The 17,576-nt window shown below is 51.6% G+C and carries 19 protein-coding genes; 2 read left to right on the top strand and 17 right to left on the bottom strand.

Annotated elements, in window-relative coordinates; all coding sequences use genetic code 11:
• Positions 1 to 79 precede the first annotated feature (79 nt).
• Together bsmA and yjfN are read left to right on the top strand one after the other, a co-directional pair.
• Positions 80 to 409, top strand: a complete 330-nt coding sequence (gene bsmA, locus SK35_RS21825; protein WP_057066585.1) for a biofilm peroxide resistance protein BsmA — start codon at positions 80 to 82, stop codon at positions 407 to 409.
• 147 nt (positions 410 to 556) lie between these two features.
• The gene (yjfN, locus tag SK35_RS21830) at positions 557 to 832 is read left to right on the top strand and encodes a DUF1471 family protease activator YjfN (protein ID WP_003830465.1); all 276 of its coding nucleotides are present in this window, start codon (positions 557 to 559) and stop codon (positions 830 to 832) included.
• 86 nt (positions 833 to 918) lie between these two features.
• Here yjfN and SK35_RS21835 read toward each other — a convergent pair whose 3' ends face one another.
• The 17 genes from SK35_RS21835 to hfq all read right to left on the bottom strand — a co-directional run bounded on the left by SK35_RS21835 (position 919) and on the right by hfq (position 17,574).
• Complete coding sequence (locus tag SK35_RS21835) at positions 919 to 2,541, bottom strand: isovaleryl-CoA dehydrogenase (protein ID WP_048215082.1); 1,623 nt, start codon at positions 2,539 to 2,541, stop codon at positions 919 to 921.
• A gap of 84 nt (positions 2,542 to 2,625) precedes the next feature.
• Entirely contained in the window at positions 2,626 to 3,792 is a 1,167-nt protein-coding gene (locus tag SK35_RS21840; RefSeq protein ID WP_048215083.1) for a glutathionylspermidine synthase family protein, read from the bottom strand.
• Between the two features lie 2 nt (positions 3,793 to 3,794).
• Entirely contained in the window at positions 3,795 to 4,436 is a 642-nt protein-coding gene (locus SK35_RS21845; RefSeq protein ID WP_048215084.1) for a DUF1190 domain-containing protein, read from the bottom strand.
• A gap of 9 nt (positions 4,437 to 4,445) precedes the next feature.
• Complete coding sequence (locus SK35_RS21850; RefSeq protein WP_003830474.1) at positions 4,446 to 4,844, bottom strand: DUF350 domain-containing protein; 399 nt, start codon at positions 4,842 to 4,844, stop codon at positions 4,446 to 4,448.
• A gap of 19 nt (positions 4,845 to 4,863) precedes the next feature.
• Positions 4,864 to 5,547 (bottom strand): YjfK family protein, encoded by a 684-nt coding sequence (locus tag SK35_RS21855; protein WP_156174778.1) that lies wholly within the window; start codon positions 5,545 to 5,547, stop codon positions 4,864 to 4,866.
• Entirely contained in the window at positions 5,523 to 6,590 is a 1,068-nt protein-coding gene (locus tag SK35_RS21860; protein WP_048215085.1) for a potassium channel family protein, read from the bottom strand. Before SK35_RS21860 ends, SK35_RS21855 begins: the two co-directional genes overlap by 25 nt.
• Positions 6,590 to 7,288 carry a PspA/IM30 family protein gene (locus SK35_RS21865; protein ID WP_048215086.1) on the bottom strand — a complete coding sequence of 233 codons (699 nt, stop codon included), beginning with the start codon at positions 7,286 to 7,288 and terminating at the stop codon, positions 6,590 to 6,592. Before SK35_RS21865 ends, SK35_RS21860 begins: the two co-directional genes overlap by 1 nt.
• 15 nt (positions 7,289 to 7,303) lie before the next feature.
• Complete coding sequence (locus SK35_RS21870; protein ID WP_048215087.1) at positions 7,304 to 7,708, bottom strand: YjfI family protein; 405 nt, start codon at positions 7,706 to 7,708, stop codon at positions 7,304 to 7,306.
• A 124-nt stretch (positions 7,709 to 7,832) separates the two neighbouring features.
• On the bottom strand, positions 7,833 to 8,564 hold the full coding sequence (rlmB, locus tag SK35_RS21875; RefSeq protein ID WP_003830482.1) for a 23S rRNA (guanosine(2251)-2'-O)-methyltransferase RlmB: 732 nt from the start codon (positions 8,562 to 8,564) through the stop codon (positions 7,833 to 7,835).
• Between the two features lie 72 nt (positions 8,565 to 8,636).
• Positions 8,637 to 11,099, bottom strand: a complete 2,463-nt coding sequence (rnr, locus tag SK35_RS21880) for a ribonuclease R (protein WP_048215088.1) — start codon at positions 11,097 to 11,099, stop codon at positions 8,637 to 8,639.
• 38 nt (positions 11,100 to 11,137) lie between these two features.
• Positions 11,138 to 11,563, bottom strand: a complete 426-nt coding sequence (gene nsrR, locus SK35_RS21885; RefSeq protein ID WP_003830485.1) for a nitric oxide-sensing transcriptional repressor NsrR — start codon at positions 11,561 to 11,563, stop codon at positions 11,138 to 11,140.
• Between the two features lie 216 nt (positions 11,564 to 11,779).
• On the bottom strand, positions 11,780 to 13,078 hold the full coding sequence (gene purA, locus SK35_RS21890; protein ID WP_003025606.1) for an adenylosuccinate synthase: 1,299 nt from the start codon (positions 13,076 to 13,078) through the stop codon (positions 11,780 to 11,782).
• A gap of 102 nt (positions 13,079 to 13,180) precedes the next feature.
• Positions 13,181 to 13,378, bottom strand: coding sequence for a DUF2065 domain-containing protein (locus tag SK35_RS21895; protein ID WP_003025602.1), 198 nt, complete (start codon positions 13,376 to 13,378; stop codon positions 13,181 to 13,183).
• A gap of 82 nt (positions 13,379 to 13,460) precedes the next feature.
• A complete protein-coding gene (gene hflC / locus SK35_RS21900) occupies positions 13,461 to 14,465 on the bottom strand; it encodes a protease modulator HflC (protein ID WP_003830491.1) in 1,005 nt (334 codons plus the stop codon).
• Between the two features lie 2 nt (positions 14,466 to 14,467).
• Positions 14,468 to 15,721, bottom strand: a complete 1,254-nt coding sequence (gene hflK, locus SK35_RS21905) for an FtsH protease activity modulator HflK (RefSeq protein ID WP_008786005.1) — start codon at positions 15,719 to 15,721, stop codon at positions 14,468 to 14,470.
• Between the two features lie 189 nt (positions 15,722 to 15,910).
• Positions 15,911 to 17,191: a ribosome rescue GTPase HflX gene (gene hflX / locus SK35_RS21910; protein WP_003830495.1), complete on the bottom strand. Its 1,281-nt coding sequence runs from the start codon at positions 17,189 to 17,191 to the stop codon at positions 15,911 to 15,913.
• A 74-nt stretch (positions 17,192 to 17,265) separates the two neighbouring features.
• Positions 17,266 to 17,574 (bottom strand): RNA chaperone Hfq, encoded by a 309-nt coding sequence (gene hfq / locus SK35_RS21915; protein ID WP_003025584.1) that lies wholly within the window; start codon positions 17,572 to 17,574, stop codon positions 17,266 to 17,268.
• Positions 17,575 to 17,576 lie beyond the last annotated feature (2 nt).

Here is a 17,576-nt window from a genome sequence, read left to right on the forward strand (position 1 = left end):
ACATTTTCATTCGAAAATCGCGTGAGAGATAACAATTCGGGAACATTCCCCTAAAGGGAAATTAATAAGGCACTACACTATGGCTATCAGGAAACGAGATAGAGTTATGCGTCGGTTTGCCTCTTTGTTGTTGGTTATGTTTTTAAGCGCCTGTAGCGTGCTACAGGGAACGCCGCAACCCGCACCGCCCGTTGCCGACCACCCGCAGGAGATCCGCCGTGACCAGAGTAATGGGTTACAGCGATTAGGGACGGTTAGCGCACTGGTAAGAGGCTCTCCGGATGATGCGCTGGCAGAGATCCGTGCCAAAGCCGCCGCGGCTAAAGCTGATTACTACGTGGTTTTATTAGTGGATGAAACTATCGTGACAGGCCAATGGTATTCACAGGCTATTTTGTATCGTAAATAACATTGGGTTGAAATTTAGTCAGCTTTACATTGCTTTGCGCCCCTATGCGTTTACCTGTGCACAATAAACCAACAGCAGGAAGCTTGAGGTTTATTATCGCGATGGAATGCCCTGCCGTGTGTAGGGGTACGAATAATGGAGCTGACGATGAAACAATCACTTGCCTTATCCTCACTGCTGCTTTCTGCCGGACTGGTAGGTACTACGGCGCAGTCTGCCGAATTCGCCAGTGCTGACTGTGTTACTGGCCTGAACGAAATTGGCCAGATATCTGTCAGTAACATTGCAGGAAATCCGCAGGATGTAGAACGTGTTGTCGCGTTAAAAGCGGATGAACAAGGTGCCTCATGGTATCGGATCATTCAAATGTACGAAGATCAGCAGCCCGACAACTGGCGCGTACAGGCCATACTCTATGCTTAACACATTGCCGGATGGCGTAAACTTATCTGAGCTACAGTGAACTGTAGACATGATAAGACGCGAAAGCGTCGCCATCAGGCATATTATTACCGTAATCCCCCCGTTGCCCGCAGAAGCAAATCATTCAGCACCTGCTCAGACAATCGTAGTCCCCCCCGCGTATCAAGCATCATTTGGCACCAGGCCTGCGCCACTGGCGGAGAAGAATAACGCAACATCTGCGCCCCGCAACCGAGCAGGAAAAGCTGCTGTGTAATCTCCCTTCCCATCTCCTCGCTGGGTTTACGTAAACGCTGCTGGAGCTGACGTACCATTCGATCGTAATGTCGATCTTGCCCTTTGACTTCCGCAAAGGCTTCGCTGAGCATATCGTACATGCCGGGTTGTTTGGTCAGTACCCGCAATACATCAAGGCACATAATGTTGCCAGAGCCTTCCCAGATACTGTTTACCGGCATTTCACGATACAAACGCGGCAGCTCGCTCTCCTCGCAATAGCCAATCCCACCCAGCACTTCCATCGCTTCTGCCACAAATGGCATACCGCTTTTGCAAACGGAGAATTTCGCCGCTGGTGTGAACAATCTGGCCCACAGCGCTTCTTTAGCATCAGCACGGCGGTCCCAGGCCCGCGCCAGTCGAAACAGTAACGCCGTTTGACCCTCCAGTTGGAGCGCCATCCGACCTAACACTTGACGCATCATCGGCTGTTTAATCAATGGCTTGCCAAAGACCTGCCGCTGGTGCGCATGGTAAATCGCGACGGAAAAAGCACGCCGCATCATACCGTGACTACCGAGCGCACAGTCAAAACGCGTCATCCCCCCCATTTTCAGGATATGGCGTATACCTTCCCCTTCTTCACCCAATAGCCAGCCAATCGCATCGTGGAATTCAACCTCGCAGCTGGCGTTGGAGCGGTTGCCTAACTTATCTTTCAATCTCTCAAGACGGATAGCATTACGCTGCCCGTCAGGTAAAAATCGCGGCACAAAAAAGCAGGACAATCCTCCCTTAGCCTGGGCCAGCACTAAATGGGCATCGCTTTGCGGCACGGAGAAAAACCACTTATGTCCCACCAGCCGATACGAGCCGTCAGCAAGACGTTCTGCCTGAGTGGTATTGCTCAGCACATCTGAACCACCCTGTTTCTCAGTCATGCCCATGCCGATAAGCAGCCCACGCTTTTGCCCACCTGGCAGTAAATGCGAGTCATAACGGTCGCTTAGCAGCGGCGTAAGCCAGTCGTGAAAGGGGGCGGGTAACATTTGAAGTAACAGCGGCGTGGCGGCAAAAGTCATGGTCACCGGACACAACGTGCCAGCTTCCACCTGCGCATGCAGCATGAAACGGGCCGCCCGGGCAACAAATGTTCCCTGCCTCGCATCTTCTTCCCAGGCCAGATTATGTACGCGGTTGGCGCATAATCCCTGCATCAGCAAATGCCAGGCAGGATGAAAACGCACATCATCCAGCCGCTGCCCCTGCGGGTCGTAGCGCAACAGTTCAGGTGGAAAAGCATTGGCCAGACGGCCCAGTTCGAGCGACTCGGCAGTCCCTAGCTGCTGACCAATACTGGCGAGAAGATCGCTGTCCCAGCCAGCGCCTTCGCGGATAACCGCTTCGCACAGTGCGCCGTCGGACAAATATAAGTTACTGTTATTGAGCGGTACAGGTTGGTTAAAAACGGTATGCGTTTGCCAGTGCATTGTGTCTCCCTCCGTCAATGGCCGTCGCTTTAAGTATGGTCAGAACCACATTATTCGCGACGGAGGGAGATCACAAAAGTACGGTTAGCCCGCAATATAATGAGGAATAAAACGAGAAGTATCTTTAGTGATCAAAGTATTATCCTCGCGGATCCCCATACCACAGGCTTCATCATCCACGATCCAACTGCCAATCAACGTGTAGCTGTCGCCAAAGCGCGGTAATGGCTGAAATGCCTGATAGATCATCGGTTCTTCCGCATAATCCCCCTCAGCATGCTCCACTATCTGCTGCTGACCATTAAAAATGGTAACGTTACCCCCCTCTCGAGAAAATATCGGTTTGCGTACATAGCTTTCACCAGCCGCAATTTGTGGCGTTTCACCGTCAAACCAGGCAGGCAGCAGGTTGGGATGGTTGGGAAAAAAATGCCACAGCAAAGGCATTAGCCCTTTATTGCTGAGCACACTCTTCCACAACGGCTCAACCCACTGTTCGCGGCGATGGCGCAGCAAGGGGCCATTCTCATCTCGCATCATCCACTCCAGGGGATAGAGCTTAAAGGCGCGACGAATGACGTTATCGTCAAGGTCAGTGAGAACGCCGCCAACGCCAAGACCCAGATCCTCCACGTAAATAAACCGTGATTCTTGCCCGGCCTGCTGCGCGCAATCCTGTAAATACAACACCGTGGTACGATCTTCGTCAGTATCTTCGCAGCAGCAAAAATAGAAGGGCTCTGAGCTATAAAGCTCAGCAAAACGGGAGATTAGCCGCTCCTGAATGGCGTTGTACTGGTCGGCGTCGCGTGTGATCACCCCGCTGCGACGCGCATCTTCCAGCCATAGCCACTGGAAATACGCTGACTCATAAAGCGACGTTGGCGTATCCGCGTTGTACTCCAGCAGCTTGACCGGGGCGTTATTTCCGCACCAGACAAAATCCATGCGGCCGTACAGGGAGGGATCGCGATTGCGCCAGCTTTCGGCAATAACGTCCCAGTACAGCGGCGGGATCGCCAGTTGCTGCATAATCTGTTCGTCGTTAACTGCTCGTTCGACGACATCCAGACACATCTGGTGCAGTTCCGCAGTGGGTTTTTCGATCTGCTCTTCCACTTGCCGGAGCGTAAAGCGGTATGCCCGGCTCTCATCCCAGTAAATCTCGTTATCGATAATATGAAAATCAAAGCCGTGATCGTAGGCGATCCGGTCCAAATCCTGGCGAACAGGGACATCATGTCGCAGCATCGTTAACCTCCCCAGTGCCCACGCGCGCTGGACGAACGCCCGTAGCCGCCGCGTGAAACCGTCGAGACTTTCTTCGTCGTATAACTATGGCTGGTTGCAGTATCATGTTTTCCACTACCGGAACGCCAACTGTAATCCCCGGAAGTCGTACGCCAGACCGGGCGCGAAGCATAGGAAGAACCGCCGCTGCTATAAACATATTGTTCGTCGCGATTTTTGCGAATGACGCGGCTGAGTAAAAAACCGGAGAATATCGGCACCCAGCTTTGATCGGTACTATCGAGATAGCAGTCGCCAAACTGCGTCTGACAGCTCTGCTTGTTCATTTGCTTTGGCAGACTGGAGTAGAACTCTGTTTTCGCATTGTTCCAGCCATCGGCACAAACGGTGGCGCTATTGCCATCGTCAATGCATTCACTCACTGCAGAGTAAAAAGTACCGTCACCATCATTATCGGTATTGCCGTCATCAGCACATCCTTTGAGGACAAAAAATGCCGCTCCGCCCATAATGGCCAGCGTCAGGTATTTTCCACTGTATCGGCTGCGTTTTTTTGCATAGGGGTTCGCCGGGCGCCCAATTCGCGTGATGGCAGAATGCCCTGGCACCCTGTTTTTGTTTCCAGATTTACGTTTTCTTGCCATGATCGTCCATTACCATGTCATGCAGGCGGCGTTAAAAATGCCCCCCGCCAGGGCAGCAGTTCCCATAAATAATCCCGCTGCAGTATTATGGTTAATAATTTTTTCACTCAGTGCCGGCATGTATAAACGCACACCGCCGTAAATGACGAGTTGTATCACCAGCGCGATGCCGCCCCAGGCGAAATAATCCGGAATGCTGACGGCGTTAATTGCCGCGCTGGATAATGGAATAACGTAGCCCAGCAACGTGCCGCTAAAGGCCAGTGACGCTGCCGTATTATTATTTTTAATCAGTTGCCACTCGTTGTGCGGCGTGATTTTTGAGTATATAAACAGAAAAACGATCACCATGGCCGCGCCAATAAAAAAATAGGCACAAAAAGCCAGTAATGAATCCAGTATGTGCATTGTGTAACCTTCCCTGAAATTAACCAATTACATTAAGTGATGTTAATGGAATATCTACACCCAGCGCCCGTGAGAATACCCACTCTGGCTCTCCCTGCTCATTAAACGACTCTTCACCGTTCAACAGCAGGTATTCCCATGTATCCTCTGTAACCTGTCGCTGATAGCCCATGGTAAAATTATGTACATTCCATATGGCATGCTGATGATTTTCTACTTTTTCCAGCATATAAACCGGCTCAATGTTCCCCGGTTCTTCCTCGTTAAAAAAGCGTTGCCAGCGCTCTTCCTGCCAGCTAAGCGCCGGAGTCCCTATTGCAGAAGGGCTAATGGCAGACTGCCAGTGTTTTTTCTTCGAAATCCCGTAACTTTCCGCATAAACAAAGAATTTGATATCGTCGATATCATCAATGTCTGAGCCGCCCGTGGTATTAATTTGCAGAAACTCTTCTCCGGACGTGTAGTAGCGAAAAATCTGGCTTCCGCCGCCTAAATCAATGTGGCTGGCGGCTGCAACGGTGTACTCCTCACCAGGCAATTCGATCAATAGTGACTCTTCAAGCAGACGAAATGCCAGCGTGTTAAGCGTAAAACCAGCATTCAGATGTAACCCTAACGGCCCGCGGGCTGGCGCAACAACAGCCTCTTTACCAAATAAACGCCGGATAAAACTCGTGATCATTTTCCCTCTATCTCCATCCATGCAATCTCTTTCGCCAGAATGCGGCTGTTACCTATCAAATGCAGCCACATACCGCCCTTTACCTCTGTCGAAATGACCGGATTTAATTCCATACCCCGACCATTTTTGCAGCTGCTAATACCCAAAACTGTGGCATCGTGGCGAAGCTTCATATAACGCATGAGATCGCCATAACGAATTGAAACGACCTCCTCAGGTATTGGCACGGCAAACCCTGTATCACCCAGCATGGGATTCATGATGGATGCGACCGACTGCGAAGACCCCGGATCCTGAATGGATCGAGAAAGCTGCTCAGCGGAGAGATTGCGCACAATTTCAATACGTGGACAATGAACTTCCAGCAATCCTGCGTAACGCTCATCTTCCATATAAGCAACCACATGGCATTGTTCAGGAATCGAATCCGCCAGTGAAAGCGCGATGGTGAACGTGAGTTCATCTGTACGAGCAAATATGATCGCACTCTGGCAATTGCATAACCCCATACGAGCATGCTCTTGCGGGTCATTAAAATTACGTATACGAATGAAATCGACCCAGTTATTTCCCGACAAAGGATGCTGTATGTCATCGGATTCACACAGGAGCACCCGCTCAAAAACACGCCGGGTGTCATACAGCAGCAGCGATATCATTTTTTCCGTCTGGTGGCCTCGCCAGCCGACCACCAGCATATGGTTTCGCAAATGCCGATAATCTCCCATCCCCATCATTCCTTTTGCTAACATCCCTTGCACCAGGCCGATAACCTTTCCCATTAATGCGCCAAATAAACCAACGCTGACAGGAATTTGCCAGATCACCGTAAAAATCCGGCCTGCCGCAGTTTGCGGACTGATGTCGCCAAAACCCAATGTTGAGCCGACGACTGAGCAGTAATAGATAAAATCGCTCAGACGACCCACCAGCGTTTCTTCACCCAGTAATCTCAGCACCAGGTAACAAAACAGGTACTGCCCAGCGAACAGGCCGAATAATGCAGGCCAGGTCAGTCTTGAAAGATGCCGTTGGCACGTTTTGATGACCCAAGTAAACAGCATTACTCGCCTTGCTGACGCTGCAGTCGTGCCAGTACATCCTGAGCCGAACTTTTATTGCTCGCCCCAATGCCGGCTTCGGCCAGCTTCTCATCCAGGTCACGCCCATCCGCAACCTTTTCCAGCTGCGCAGCGGCATCCAGACGGGCCTGACGCTCTGCCTGTCGCGTTTGCAAACGCTTGAGCGACTCTGCGGCTGTAGACACACTCGAAGACGCGCCTACGGTTGAGGTGGTCACTGCCTGCTGGGCGCGCTGCATCGCTTCCGTCGCCTTTACCACCTCAAGCTGCTGTTCAAACTGTGCAATCCGTTGTGCGGTTGCACTCACCGCTTTTTCAACGCCATCCCGCGACAATTCAAGGTTAGCGAGTACTTGCTCTTCTGCAGCAATGACATTCTCTAAGCGGGCAATTTCTTCTGCAACTTCGTTGATCAGTGACGGGTTAGCGTTTTTACTTAGCGCTTCCAACACTCGTGTTTCCAGACTGGATTTACGCTCACGCAGATCGTTCAACTTGTCATTACTCAGCCTCACGCGCGCCAGCAGGTCTACTCGTGATTTTCCGGCTTTATCCAGCTCACCTTTCGCATCACGGATATGCTGCTCCAGCATGCGGACCCCCTGCGCTTCTTCAATTGACTCTTCCGCCTGAGACAGTACGGACTTACCGAGGGTAAACAGGCTTTTTAAAATTCCCATAAATAGCGTTCCTTGTTATTCGTGAGTGTATTCTTCAGTGATTTCAGCCAGATCTAGCGCGTTTTCCGCAAGCGTAGTCATCTCCAGCACTACATCATCAAGTGATGAATTAAGCGAAAGTGCTCCAAATGCGACGTAATATTCATCCTGCTGAACGCGAGAAATCCCCACGGAAGACAGAGGAAGGAGTTTCTGATTACGTAATAAGAAAATATTGAATTCATTTTTCTGATTAATACTGCAGACAGGACAAATAACTGTTTCAATAATTATCTGGCGGGATGTGAATAAAATACCGAGTGATAAATCACCATAATCATTCATTTTGATAATTAATGATTGCTCGTTATATTCAATATCTATATTTAATTCAGGAAGAGTTTGTACTGCTTCAGCAAGCAACTGCGGAGTCCATGCCATATATTATCCATATATAATTCAATTAAAAATAAATGAAATGAATATCATTTCCTACCCTTTATCATACTCGTTTAAAATAAAAAAAAGCCACCCGAATCCGGGTGACTTTGTCTGAAAAATAAGTTTAGCCGCGCTGGCGGACGGCTTCAAACAGGCAGATACCCGTCGCAACTGAAACGTTCAATGACGAAACGCTCCCTGCCATCGGGATGCTGATCAGTTCGTCACAGTGTTCGCGAGTCAGACGGCGCATACCTTCACCCTCTGCGCCCATCACCAGCGCCAGACGACCGGTCATTTTGCTCTGATAGAGAGTATGGTCGGCTTCACCTGCGGTTCCGACGATCCAGATATTCTCTTCCTGCAGCATACGCATGGTGCGCGCCAGGTTGGTGACGCGGATCAGCGGTACGCTTTCTGCCGCACCACAGGCCACTTTTTTCGCCGTCGCATTCAACTGTGCGGAACGATCCTTCGGTACGATTACAGCATGTACGCCAGCAGCATCAGCGCTACGCAGGCATGCACCCAGGTTATGCGGATCGGTGACGCCATCGAGAATCAAAAAGAACGGCTGATCGAGCGTAGCAATCAGATCCGGCAGATCGTTTTCCTGATACTGACGGCCCGGCTTCACGCGAGCAATAATCCCCTGATGTACCGCACCCTCGCTTTTCTCATCCAGAAACTGACGGTTAGCCAGTTGAATGACAACACCCTGTGCTTCCAGTGCGTGGATCAGCGGCAGCAGGCGTTTATCTTCACGACCTTTGAGAATAAAGACGTCCTGGAAGCGCTCAGGCGCACGTTCCAGCAGGGCCTGCACCGCATGGATGCCGTAAATCATTTCACTCATGAATGTACTCGTTAATAGTTTATGCGTAACGCCGGGCAACGCGAAGGTTGCCCGACTTACAGTCTATGGCTGTTATTGTGCGACTTTCTTTTTCGCCGCACGTTTAGCTTTAGTGGCGGCAGCAATTTTAAGCGTTTTTGCCGAGGGCTTTTTCGCTTTTTTATCACCTTTCTTCTCAGCCGCATTCTTATCCGCCTGAGGTTTGGCTCTGCCTTTCTTCTCGCCGCGGAAAGCGCTGTCCGGCTCGAAATTCACCTTTTTGCCCATCTGACGACGTTTACCGGTATTTTTACCCGCATCGCCTTTTTTGGCTTTTTCGCGCGCAGTTTTACCTTCATTACGCGGCGCACGTTCACTGGAGATCAAACTGAAATCGATCTTACGCTCGTCCATGTTGACTGCTTCCACGCGAACTTCCACGCGATCGCCCAGGCGATACATCTGGCCGCTGGATTCCCCTGTCAGGCGCTGCCCAACCTGGTCGAAACGATAGTAGTCGTTATCCAGAGAGGAGACATGCACCAGACCGTCGATAAACAGTTCATCAAGACGGACAAAGAAACCAAATCCGGTCACGCTAGCAATCACGCCTTTGAAGACATTACCCACCTGGTCCAGCATGAAGTCGCACTTCAGCCAGTCAGAGACATCGCGCGTAGCTTCATCAGCACGGCGCTCGGCCATCGAACAGTGCTGACCCAGTTGCAGCATCTCTTCCATCGAATAATGGTAGCCACCGGTTTCCGTGGTGTTGCCCTTATGGCCCTGCTCCTGCGCCAGCAGATACTTAATCGCCCGGTGCAAGGAGAGATCCGGGTAACGACGGATCGGTGAAGTAAAGTGTGCATAAGATTGCAGCGCCAGGCCAAAGTGACCACGATTTTCCGGATCGTAAATCGCCTGCTTCATCGAACGCAGCAGCATGGTTTGCAGCATTTCTGCGTCAGGACGGTCAGCAATCGACTCCAGCAGTTCAGCGTAATCACGCGGCTCAGGTTTGTTGCCACCTGGCAGCTCCAGCCCCAGCTCTGCCAGGACGGAACGGAACGAGTTAATCGCTTCGGTCGTCGGCTTATCGTGAATACGGAACAGCGCTGGCTCTTTGGCTTTCTCAACGAATCGTGCCGCGGAGATGTTCGCCATGATCATGCACTCTTCAATCAGCTTGTGCGCGTCGTTACGCTGCGTCTGCTCGATACGCTCAATACGGCGTTCAGCATTGAAGATAAATTTCGCTTCTTCACTTTCAAACGAGATACCGCCACGCTCTTCACGGGCCTTATCCAGCACTTTGTAGAGGTTATGCAGCTCTTCAATGTGTTTAACCAGCGGTGCGTACTGCTCACGCAGCTCCTGGTCGCCCTGCAGCATGTGCCAGACCTTGGTGTAGGTCAGACGTGCGTGGGAACTCATGACCGCTTCGTAGAATTTAAAGCCGGTTAAGCGGCCTTTCGACGAAATGGTCATTTCACAGACCATACACAACCTGTCCACCTGCGGGTTGAGTGAACACAATCCGTTGGACAGCACTTCCGGCAGCATCGGAACAACCTGCGACGGGAAGTAAACGGATGTGCCACGGCTACGCGCTTCCTGGTCCAGCGGAGTCGGCGGGCGGACGTAATAGCTTACGTCAGCAATCGCCACCCATAAACGCCAACCACCGCCGCGTTTCTTCTCGCAATAAACCGCATCGTCGAAGTCGCGCGCATCTTCGCCATCGATAGTCACCAGCGGCAGGGAGCGCAGATCGACACGTCCTACTTTCGCCTCTTCCGGCACTTCTTCTTTCAGCCCGGCGACCTGTTTCTCAACCGCCTGCGGCCAGATATATGGGATTTCATGAGTACGCAGGGCCATATCAACGGCCATGCTGGTTCCCATGTTGTCACCCAGCACTTCAACAATTTTACCCACCGCTTTAGTGCGGCGAGTTGGACGCTGGGTCAGTTCAACGACAACCACAAAGCCCATACGAGCGCCCATTACCTCTTCCGGCGGGATCAGAATATCGAAGCTCAGGCGGCTGTCGTCTGGGACGACAAATCCAACACCAGCGTCGGTGAAGTAGCGGCCGACAATCTGGCTGGTTTTCGGCACCAGTACGCGCACAATACGCGCTTCGCGGCGACCTTTACGGTCCGCGCCCAACGGCTGCGCCAGCACCTGATCGCCATGAATGCAGGTTTTCATTTGCTCGCTGGACAGATACAGGTCATCTTTGCGGCCTTCAACGCGCAGAAAGCCGTAGCCATCACGGTGGCCAATAACGGTACCTTTCAGCAGGTCGAGACGCTCCGGCAGCGCATAGCATTGACGACGGGTGAAGACCAGTTGTCCGTCACGCTCCATCGCGCGCAGGCGACGACGCAGCGCTTCTTGCTGCTCTTCACCTTCAATATTGAGTTCAGCGGCCAGCTCATCGCGGTTGGCCGGCTTTTCACGTTTAGTTAAATGTTCGAGGATAAATTCCCGGCTCGGGATAGGATTCGCGTATTTTTCTGCTTCGCGTTCCTGGAAAGGATCTTGTGACATGTCGGTTCCTCCGTCATCATCGCTGCTGGCGGGAGTCGTTACTCCACCAGCAATAATTTATAAAGCGGTTGATTCTTTTCAACCAAATCAGCAAGTGTGTAGTTGTCCAGTTCCGTGAGAAAACTTTGCACTGCTTTAGAAAGCGCCTGTTTGAGTCGACAGGCCGGGGTAATGTGGCAAAACTCGCTGCTACAGTTGACCAACGATAAGGGTTCCAGCTCGCGAACCACATCACCAATACCAATATCCTTAGCGGGTTTACCCAGGCGGATACCGCCATTTTTTCCTCGAATAGCAGTAACAAAGCCCGCCCGGCTAAGTTGATTGATTATTTTGACCATATGATTACGGGACACGCCGTAGACTTCTGTCACCTCAGAAATACTGGTCATACGTCCTTCGGGAAGTGACGCCATGTAGATTAGCGCACGTAATCCGTAATCGGTGAAACTTGTTAACTGCACATCAACCTCAGGAAAAGGGATAAAACGGATAAACCTGGTAGTATTAATTACATTGATGATAAACCAGCCACCAGCCAGGTCGCTAATTTATTTCAGTTCGGGAAGGAAAAAAGCGAGGAACTTACGTGATTTTAAGCCGGATTCTGATGCAAAGCACCTTATCCGGCCTAAATTAGTGCAAGCGCAGCGCCGTTTGACGCTACGCTATAACCAGAATTATGCGTCGAACGGGTCGCGCAGGATCATGGTTTCAGTACGGTCTGGGCCAGTTGAGATAATATCAATCGGCACACCGGTCAGTTCTTCAATACGCTTGATGTAGTTCAGCGCTGCCTGCGGCAGACCGCTACGTTCCTTCACGCCGAAGGTGGATTCAGACCAACCCGGCATGGTTTCGTAAATCGGCTCGATACCTTTCCAGTCGTCAGCTGCCAGCGGAGTAGTCGTTACTTCGCGGCCATCCGGCATACGGTAAGCAACACAGATTTTCACCTCTTTCAAACCGTCCAGTACGTCCAGTTTGGTCAGGCAGAAGCCAGACAGGGAGTTAATCTGTACTGCACGGCGTACAGCAACGGAATCCAGCCAACCGGTACGACGACGACGACCGGTGGTCGCGCCATACTCGTTACCTTGTTTGCACAGGAACTCGCCAACGTCATCAAACAGCTCAGTCGGGAACGGACCCGCACCTACACGAGTAGAGTAAGCTTTGATGATACCCAGAACGTAGTCCACATAACGTGGGCCCAGGCCGGAGCCGGTTGCCACGCCACCTGCGGTGGTGTTGGAGGACGTTACGTACGGATAGGTACCGTGGTCGATATCCAGCAGCGTACCCTGTGCACCTTCAAACATGACGAAATCGCCACGCTTACGCGCCTGGTCCAGCAGATCGGAAACATCAACAACCATTGAGGTCAGGATGTCGGCGATAGCCATCACATCATCCAGCACTTTCTGGTAGTCAACTGCTTCAACTTTATAGAAATTCACCAGCTGGAAGTTGTGATATTCCATCACTTCTTTCAGTTTTTCAGCGAAAGTTGCTTTATCAAACAGATCGCCAACACGCAGACCGCGACGAGCTACTTTGTCTTCATAAGCCGGACCGATACCACGACCGGTAGTACCGATCGCTTTCTCGCCACGCGCTTTCTCACGAGCGTTATCCAACGCAACGTGATAATCAAGGATCAGCGGACAAGCTTCAGACAGCAGCAGGCGCTCGCGAACCGGGATACCACGATCTTCCAGTCCTTTCATTTCTTTCATCAGCGCGGACGGAGACAGAACAACACCGTTACCGATGATGCTGATTACGTTTTCGCGAAGAATGCCTGATGGAATAAGATGGAGGACGGTTTTTTCACCGTTGATTACGAGAGTATGGCCTGCGTTGTGACCACCCTGGTAGCGCACAACATATTTAGCCCGTTCAGTCAGAAGATCGACGATCTTCCCTTTACCTTCGTCACCCCATTGGGTGCCCAGTACGACGACGTTGTTACCCATTTTTCAAAATCACCGTTTGCTTAAAAATGGATTCTACCACCGCTTTTTCAGATATACAGCACTTTTTGCATGCGAAAATCCGCAAATTAGTCTACTTATTGATCAGCCAATCGTTTTCCTCAACATGTAGTAGACCACAACGCCCGCAACCACAAGACCTCCACCAAAACGACGCAAAATATTTTCGGGAAGTTGCGCCATTGCAGAGATCATTTTCTTCCATGCGCTGGGATAAAGCATCGGACCCAGCCCTTCCAGCACCAAAACCAGCGCGAGCGCCAGCAAAATTGTTGAATTCATCCATCGCCCTTATATAAAAAGAAAACCACCGCATCCCTGGAGATGCCGGTGGTTTTGCTGCTTTAAAACCGCTGGAACGCGATTAGCGTGTCGCGGTATTTGGTGTCTTCATGTAGCGGAAGAAATCGCTGTCTGGGCTCATGACCATTACGTCCTGATTCCCTTCAAAGCTCTTCTCGTAAGCACGCAGGCTACGGATGAAGGCGTAGAAGTCCGGATCCTGACTGAACGCATCGGCAAACAGCTTAGCGGCTTCTGCATCGCCTTCACCGCGCATAATACGGCCCTGACGCTCAGATTCTGCCAGCGTTTTAGTGACTTCATAGTCAGCCGTTGCACGCAGTTTTTCCGCCTCTTCTTGGCCTTGTGAACGATGGCGACGCGCTACCGCTTCACGCTCAGCGCGCATACGGTTGTAGATAGCCTCGGACACTTCAGCAGGCAGGTTGATTTGCTTAATACGCACGTCAACAACTTCGATGCCCAATGCCGCCATACTGTTCGGGTTGATGACCGGTACTTTACCGTTCGTTTCAGCCTGAACACGTTCAGCCGCTTCGGCAATCGCGCTATCTGCTGCCGGAGTCGCCACTTCGTCTTCCGTGCCAGCAGAACCGGAGTTCAGCGCGTCACGAACTTCCAGGGTCAAACGACCGCGGGAATCGGTAACGATGTCCTTCACGTCCAGACGACCAATTTCAGAACGCAGACGGTCAGAGAACTTACGTTTCAGCAGGACTTCCGCCTGAGAAACATCGCCACCGCCCGTTGCCAGGTAGTAACGGCTAAAGTCACTGATGCGCCACTTGATGTAGGAGTCAACGATCAGGTCTTTCTTCTCTTTGGTAACAAAGCGATCGGCTTGGTTGTCCATGGTCTGAATACGCGCATCCAGCATCTTCACAGATTCAATAAACGGAATCTTGAAGTGCAGGCCAGGTGCTACGACCAGCGGCTTGTTTTCATCGTCACGCAGAACTTTACCAAAGCGCAGAGTAATACCGCGCTCGCCTTCTTTGACCACAAAGACAGACATGAACAGAACTACCAGAACGATGATGATAATCGCAATAACTGACTTACGCATCGTTATTCCCCCTGACGCTGGTAGTCGTTACGCTGCGCATTCGCGCGGCGTTGATCCATAATATCGCCCTGACTGGTGGACGATGTGTTGCTTGCTCCAGTGCTGGAAGTCGTTGCTGGCGGCAGACGCAGCAGGTTTGAACTGCTGTCAGTCTTTGCTGCTGGCGCACTACCACCTTTCAGCATTTGATCCAGCGGCAGAACCATCAAATTGCTGCCTTTATCGTTAACCAGGACTTTGCGGGTATTGCTCAACACTTTTTCCATGGTTTCGATATACAGACGCTCGCGGGTAATTTGCGGTGCGGCTTTATATTCCGGCAGAATTTTTGCGAAGCGAGCCACTTCACCCTGTGCTTCCAGGATTGTCTGAGTCTTATACGCACGCGCTTCTTCCAGAATACGCTGCGCCTGACCGTTTGCACGCGGCTGAACTTCGTTGGTGTACGCTTCCGCTTCACGGATGTACTGCTGTTCGTTTTCACGTGCTGCGATAGCATCGTCAAACGCGGCTTTTACTTCTTCCGGCGGACGTGCAGCCTGGAAGTTGACGTCCAGCAGGGTGATACCCATGTTGTACGGACGGATCGTTTCTTCCAGTTCACGTTGGGTATCGCTACGAATAACGGTACGACCTTCGGTCAGGATACGGTCCATGGTGTATTTACCGATAACCCCACGCAGGGCACTGTCGGTAGCCTGACGCAGACTGTCATCCGCGCTGGTTACGCTAAACAGGTAACGCTGCGGATCGGTCACGCGGTACTGTACGTTCATTTCGACGCGCACGACGTTTTCGTCAGAGGTCAGCATGACGCCGGATGCGGCAAGTTCACGCACGGCTTCAACGTTGACCGGTGTCACTTCGTCGACAAAGGTCGGTTTCCAGTTCAGACCCGGTTCAACCAAATGGCTGAATTTACCGAAGCGTGTTACCACGCCGCGTTCCGCTTCTTTAATGGTATAGAAACCGCTGGCCGCCCAGATAATGACGATAGCGGCCGCTGCGATAGTAAAGACTCGACCGCCCAGTTGCGGACGCGGGCCTTGCGATGAACTACCGCCGCCAGAGCCAGTACCTTTACCGCCACCCAGACCACCGAGCTTTTTACTCAGTTTGCGGAAGATATCGTCCAGATCGGGAGGTCCCTGCTCGCGACCACCTTTGTTTCCATTTCCCTCAGGGTTGCCGCCAGGTTTGCTGCTTCCCCAGGGGTCGCGGTCTTGTCCGTTATTACCGGGCTGATTCCACGCCATTTTTGTGCTCCATATTTGTTATGCGATGCTATACCTGCGTCTTTTGCGCTGCCGTTGCGTTGGCTGCGTCCCTCAACGCCAGTCACATAGTTGACTATGTTCCTGGAGATTTCAGGACTTGCCGCCTTCCTGCCGCACAAAATCCACAAGGTATAGAGGCGAAAAAATCTTCAGGCCATATCCGTCAGATCAGACAACATAGTCTTCCAGTGCCGGTTCTTGTTTACAGAGGCGACGCCAGTCTACGATCGGCATACGAACCTGCAGACCTACGCTGCCGTCCTCCTCCATCCACTCTTTTTCTATTGCCTGAAGTTGATAAAACCGGCTTCTCAAACGCCCTTCCTGCGGCGGCAAACGCAACGTATGCTGCGCCACCTCACCGGAAAGTCGCTCAGTCAAAGCCTGAAAAAGTTGTGGTATACCAATCCCCGTTTGCGCTGATACCCAAACGCGAATGGGTTTATTCTCTTCATCTCTGTCGATACGCGGCTCAAAGTCATCCAACATATCGATTTTATTCATCACCAGCAGGGTCGGGATCTCATGCGCATCGATCTCTTCGAGCACCGTATCGACGGCCTCAATGTTTTCCTGCACACGAAAATCTGCTGCATCAATAACGTGCAGCAGCAATGTCGCCTGACGTGTTTCCTGCAAGGTGGCCTTAAACGCCGCCACCAGGTCGTGCGGCAAATGACGGATAAACCCAACGGTATCCGCCAGCACAGTCTCACCCACGTCCGCAACGTCTATTCTGCGTAGCGTCGGGTCCAGGGTCGCAAACAGCTGATCTGCTGCGTAGACCTGGGCTTCGGTGATCTGGTTGAACAGGGTGGATTTTCCGGCGTTGGTATATCCCACCAGTGATACGGTTGGGACATCCGCTTTCTTGCGCGACTGTCGCCCCTGCTCACGTTGCTTTTCAACTTTTTCCAGGCGCGACTGTATCTGCAAAATGCGATTACGCAGCAAACGACGGTCGGTTTCGAGCTGGGTTTCACCCGGGCCGCGCAAACCAATCCCGCCCTTTTGCCGTTCAAGGTGAGTCCAGCCACGGACCAGACGCGTAGCCATATGGCGCAACTGCGCCAGCTCAACCTGCAACTTACCCTCATGGGTTCGCGCACGCTGGGCAAAAATATCTAAAATGAGACCAGTCCTGTCGATAACAAGACACTGGCACAACTGTTCCAGGTTACGTTCCTGGGCAGGGCTTAGAGCATGATCAAAAATCACCACCGCAGCGCCAGTCGCTTTTACGGCTTCGGCAATTTCGATTGCCTTACCTTCACCAACAAAATACTTCGGGTGCGGTGCTTTACGGCTCCCGGTAATCACCTGCATTGCTTCGACACCGGCGGAAGAAACCAGAGATTCAAACTCCTGGAGGTCTTCCATATCTTTGTCTTGCGAAAAATAGATGTGTACCAGTACCGCCTGCTCACCGGCATCATAACGGTCAAACAAGCGTCAACCCCTTAATATAAATCAACGGGGAACACAGGATCGCTGGCTCCCCGTATGTAAAACAGCTAATAACCTTATTCGGTTTCTTCGCTGTCCTGTTGCGCAGATGAACCTTGCGCGTTGCTACCGTGATGGTAGTTGCTGCCTGTGCCGCCGGTGGCATTATTGCTGTGATGAGAAACCGGACGAGACGGGACAACAGTAGAAATCGCGTGCTTATAAACCATCTGGCTGACCGTGTTTTTCAACAGGATCACGAACTGATCAAAAGACTCGATTTGACCTTGCAGCTTAATACCATTCACCAAATAAATAGAAACTGGAACACGTTCCCGACGCAGTGCGTTCAGGAACGGATCTTGTAAAGATTGCCCCTTAGCCATTC

It is taken from the genome of Citrobacter sp. MGH105 (genome assembly GCF_001037485.2).
GTDB classification, from domain to species: domain Bacteria; phylum Pseudomonadota; class Gammaproteobacteria; order Enterobacterales; family Enterobacteriaceae; genus Citrobacter; species Citrobacter portucalensis.